3 protein-coding genes are annotated in these 3,349 nt (G+C 75.9%); 1 reads left to right on the top strand and 2 read right to left on the bottom strand.

The genetic code is table 11. From position 1 onward, the window contains the following. The first annotated feature begins 214 nt into the window (after nt 1-214). Nucleotides 215-1,129 carry an Lrp/AsnC family transcriptional regulator gene (locus E1289_RS36925; RefSeq protein ID WP_131988728.1) on the top strand — a complete coding sequence of 305 codons (915 nt, stop codon included), beginning with the start codon at nt 215-217 and terminating at the stop codon, nt 1,127-1,129. A 50-nt stretch (nt 1,130-1,179) separates the two neighbouring features. On the opposite strand, the gene E1289_RS36920 is transcribed toward E1289_RS36925, so the two are convergent. Both E1289_RS36920 and E1289_RS36915 read right to left on the bottom strand, forming a co-directional pair. Further along, nucleotides 1,180-2,052, bottom strand: coding sequence for a LysR family transcriptional regulator (locus E1289_RS36920; RefSeq protein WP_131988726.1), 873 nt, complete (start codon nt 2,050-2,052; stop codon nt 1,180-1,182). 92 nt (nt 2,053-2,144) lie between these two features. After that, nucleotides 2,145-3,349 (bottom strand): MFS transporter (locus E1289_RS36915; protein ID WP_131988724.1); only part of this gene is annotated, 1,205 nt, incomplete at its 5' end.

Raw genomic sequence — 3,349 nt, 5'->3', positions numbered from 1 at the left:
GAGGTGTATAAGAGACAGGCCCCCGGCAGCGTTGCGCTCCCGGCGGGGTTCGCCGGGCGTCGGAAACGGCGCCGCCCGGAACCCGGAGCAGACGCATCGACGGCCCCCGGGCACGGCGAACACGAGCAAGATCAATATTTGACGTCATACCGTCCCGAAATGGAATGATCTTGCAGCTGGCAGAACTGGTCATCAGATGTCGAGGAGGACAGCCGTGCTGGATGCGGTCGACGCCGTGCTCGTCCGCGAGCTCCAGCGGGATGGCAGGGCGACGTTCCAGGCGCTCGCCGACCGCGTCGGGCTTTCCCGCACGGCCGTGCGGGCACGGGTGCAGCACCTTCTCGAGACGCGCGTCGTCCGCGTCGTCGGCATCGTGCACGCCGCCGTCGTCGGCGCGGAGGCGATCGGGCACGTGTCGGTCGCCGTGGACGGCCCGGCGCGGGAGGCGGCCGCGGCCGTCGCCGAGCGTCCCGCCGTCAGCTTCACCGCGCTGACCGCGGGGCCGTACGACCTCGTCGCGCAGGTCCGCACCCGCGACGACGCCGCGCTCGCCGCCGAGGTGGACCACATCCGGTCCGTCCCCGGGGTGCGCGCGGCCGAGGTCTTCCGGTCGGTGTCCACCGTGCGCGACAAGCACGCGGTGGTGCGCGAGCTCGGCGAGATCAGCCTGGACGACATCGACTGGCGGCTCCTGCACGAGCTGCAGCGCGACGGGCGCGCCCCCTACACCCGGCTCGCGCACGTCATCGGGCTGTCGCAGGCCGCCACCCGGGCCCGGGTGGTCAGGCTGATGCGCTCGGGCGTCATCCAGGTCACCGGCCTGGCCGACCCGCTGGCGCTCGGCGCCGCCGAGCTCGGCGGTTTCGGGCTGGTGGTGACCGGCGGGCTGCGGAAGACCGCCGAGGCGGTCGCCGCCCAGGACGGCGTCCGCTACCTCGCGACGGGCTTCGGCCGCTACGACATCATCGGGCAGGCCGAGGCGGCCTCCCGCAGCGAGCTGGTCGCCGTGCTGGACGCGATCCGCTCGGTGCCCGGGGTGACGGTCCGGGAGTCCTGGCACCACCTGGACGTGGTCAAGGAGTCCTACGCCGTCGAACTCCCCGCCTACCCCCTCAACGGGTCGTCCTGACCGCCCCGCCCCGGTCACGGCCCGGTCGTGGCCGGGGCGCCCCCGCCGGGTCAGTGGTCTTCGCGGGCCGTCTCCTTGGCGAACGCGAGGAAGTCGCGGGCGGCGGGCGGGAGCCTGCGGTGCGCGTGGACGAGCCCGATCATGCGGGTGAGCGGCGGCATGAACGACCGGACGGTCACGCCCTCGGTGTCCTCGATCTGGTTGCGGTACCACAGCAGGGAGCCCATCCCGGCGCGGACCCAGCCGAGCCAGGCGCCGCGCTCGTCGGACTCGACCGCCGCCACCGGGACGGCGCCGATGCGCCGCAGCAGCGTGTCGATCTCGGCGCGCCGGGCGCTGCCGCGGGCGGGCAGCACCAGCCGCATCCCGTCCAGCGCCGCGGGCGGCACCGGCTCGCGCAGCTGCAGCGCCGGCGGTGAGATCAGCACGACCTCCCGCTGCTCGAACGGGTGCGCGGACATGTCGCCGGGGACGGGCAGGTCGGTCAGCGCGAGGTCGGCGCGGCCCGCGCGCAGCGCCGCCGCGACCTGGTCGCGGTCCTCGCAGCGCACCACCCGGACCCGGACGGCCGGCTGGTCGCGGGCGAAGCGGGGGACGAGCCGGCCGGTCAGCTCCGGCTCCAGGGACGCCGTGACGGCGATGCGCAGGTCGGCGCCGCGCCCGTTGGCCCTGGTGACCGCCAGGGCCTCGATGGCGTCGACGGCGTCGAGCGCGACGCGGGCCTCCCGCACGACCTGCTCCCCGACGGGGGTGAGGACGACGCCGCGGCCGGAACGCGCGAAGAGTTCGACGCCGAGCTCGCGCTCCAGTTCGCGGACGGCCCGCGAGAGCGCGGGCTGGGCCACGTAGAGAGCCTGGGCCGCCGACGTCATCGTGCCGTGGTCGGCGGTGGCCACGACATAGCGCAGCTGCCGCAGATTCATGCCCCGACCGTATGACAACGAACCAATCGGGTCCTGGACATAGCCGGAATCGGACCGAGAAACGACGCCGGTGGCCCCGTCCGGCCAGGTGATCAAGGCCGCGCGTCCGGCGGCGGGTCCCCGCGCGGGCCCGCGGCGACGGTCTCCGGCTCGGGCTGCAGCTGCGGGGCGCCGACGCCGCACTGGGTCCGGCACTCCGGCTCGACCCTCTCCCCGGACGGGGTCCGCAGCGCGTCGTCGTCGACGGTCAGGAAGGTCAGCAGCGCCCCGGCGCCCAGCAGCGCGGCGCACGCCACCATCGCGATCCCGAACCCGCGCGAGAACTCGGCGGGATTCTCGTAGGCGTCGCCCGCCAGCCCGGCCAGCGGCGGGATCGCCGCCACCGCCAGCAGCCCGGCGGCCCGCGCCACCGCGTTGTTGACGCCGCTGGCCACGCCCGCGTGGCGGACCTGCGCCGTGGCGAGCACGGTGGCGGTCAGCGGCGCGACCGCCGCCGACAGCCCCAGCCCGAACACCACCACGGCGGGCAGGACGTCGCGCACGTACGAGGCGTCCGCCCCCACCCGGGAGACCAGCAGCATCCCCGCCGCCGCCACCAGCAGCCCGCCCGTCATCGGCAGCCGCGGGCCGATCTTCTGCGCGAGCGCGCCCGCCCGGGCCGACAGCAGCAGCATCAGCACCGTGACCGGCAGCAGCGCGGTCCCCGCCGCGATCGGCGAGAACCCGCCGACGACCTGCAGGTTCAGGACGAACAGGAAGAACAGCACGCCCATCCCGCCGTACATGATGAACGTGACGGCGTTGACGGCGGTGAACTGCCGGGAGGCGAACACGTCCAGCGGCAGCATCGGCCGCGGCGGCTCCCGGCCGGGGCGGCGGCCCGTGCGGGGGCGTCCCGCGCCGCGGGCCCGCTCGGCGAGCACGAAGGCGACCGCCGCCGCGCCCCCCGCCACGGCCGCCCCGGCGACCGCCGGGCTCGCGCCGGCCGCGGGCGCCTCGGTGAACGCGTACGTCGTCCCCGCCAGCGCGAGCGCCGCCAGCGCCGCGCCGAGCACGTCGAAGCGCCCGCGGGCGTCCGGGTCGGCGCTCTCGGGGACGTGCCGTACCGCCACCAGCACCACCACGGCGGCGAGCGGGACGTTCAGCAGGAACACCCAGCGCCATCCGGCCGCCTCGACCAGCCAGCCGCCCGCGAACGGCCCGGCCGCTCCGGCGACCCCGGCCAGGCCCGACCAGGCGCCCACCGCGCGGGGGCGGTCGTCGGCGGTGAACGACGCCTGGATGATCGCCAGGGAGC

Source organism: Actinomadura sp. 6K520, from assembly GCF_004349245.1.
Lineage (GTDB): Bacteria > Actinomycetota > Actinomycetes > Streptosporangiales > Streptosporangiaceae > Spirillospora.
Note: the sequence above shows the minus strand (reverse complement) of the source record. Positions and strands in the feature narration are given on the sequence as shown.

What these genes read in the sequence shown, in the direction of transcription:
- E1289_RS36920 (WP_131988726.1), bottom strand. Translation starts at nt 2,052, where the DNA reads ATGAATCTGCGGCAGCTGCGCTATGTCGTGGCCACCGCCGACCACGGC.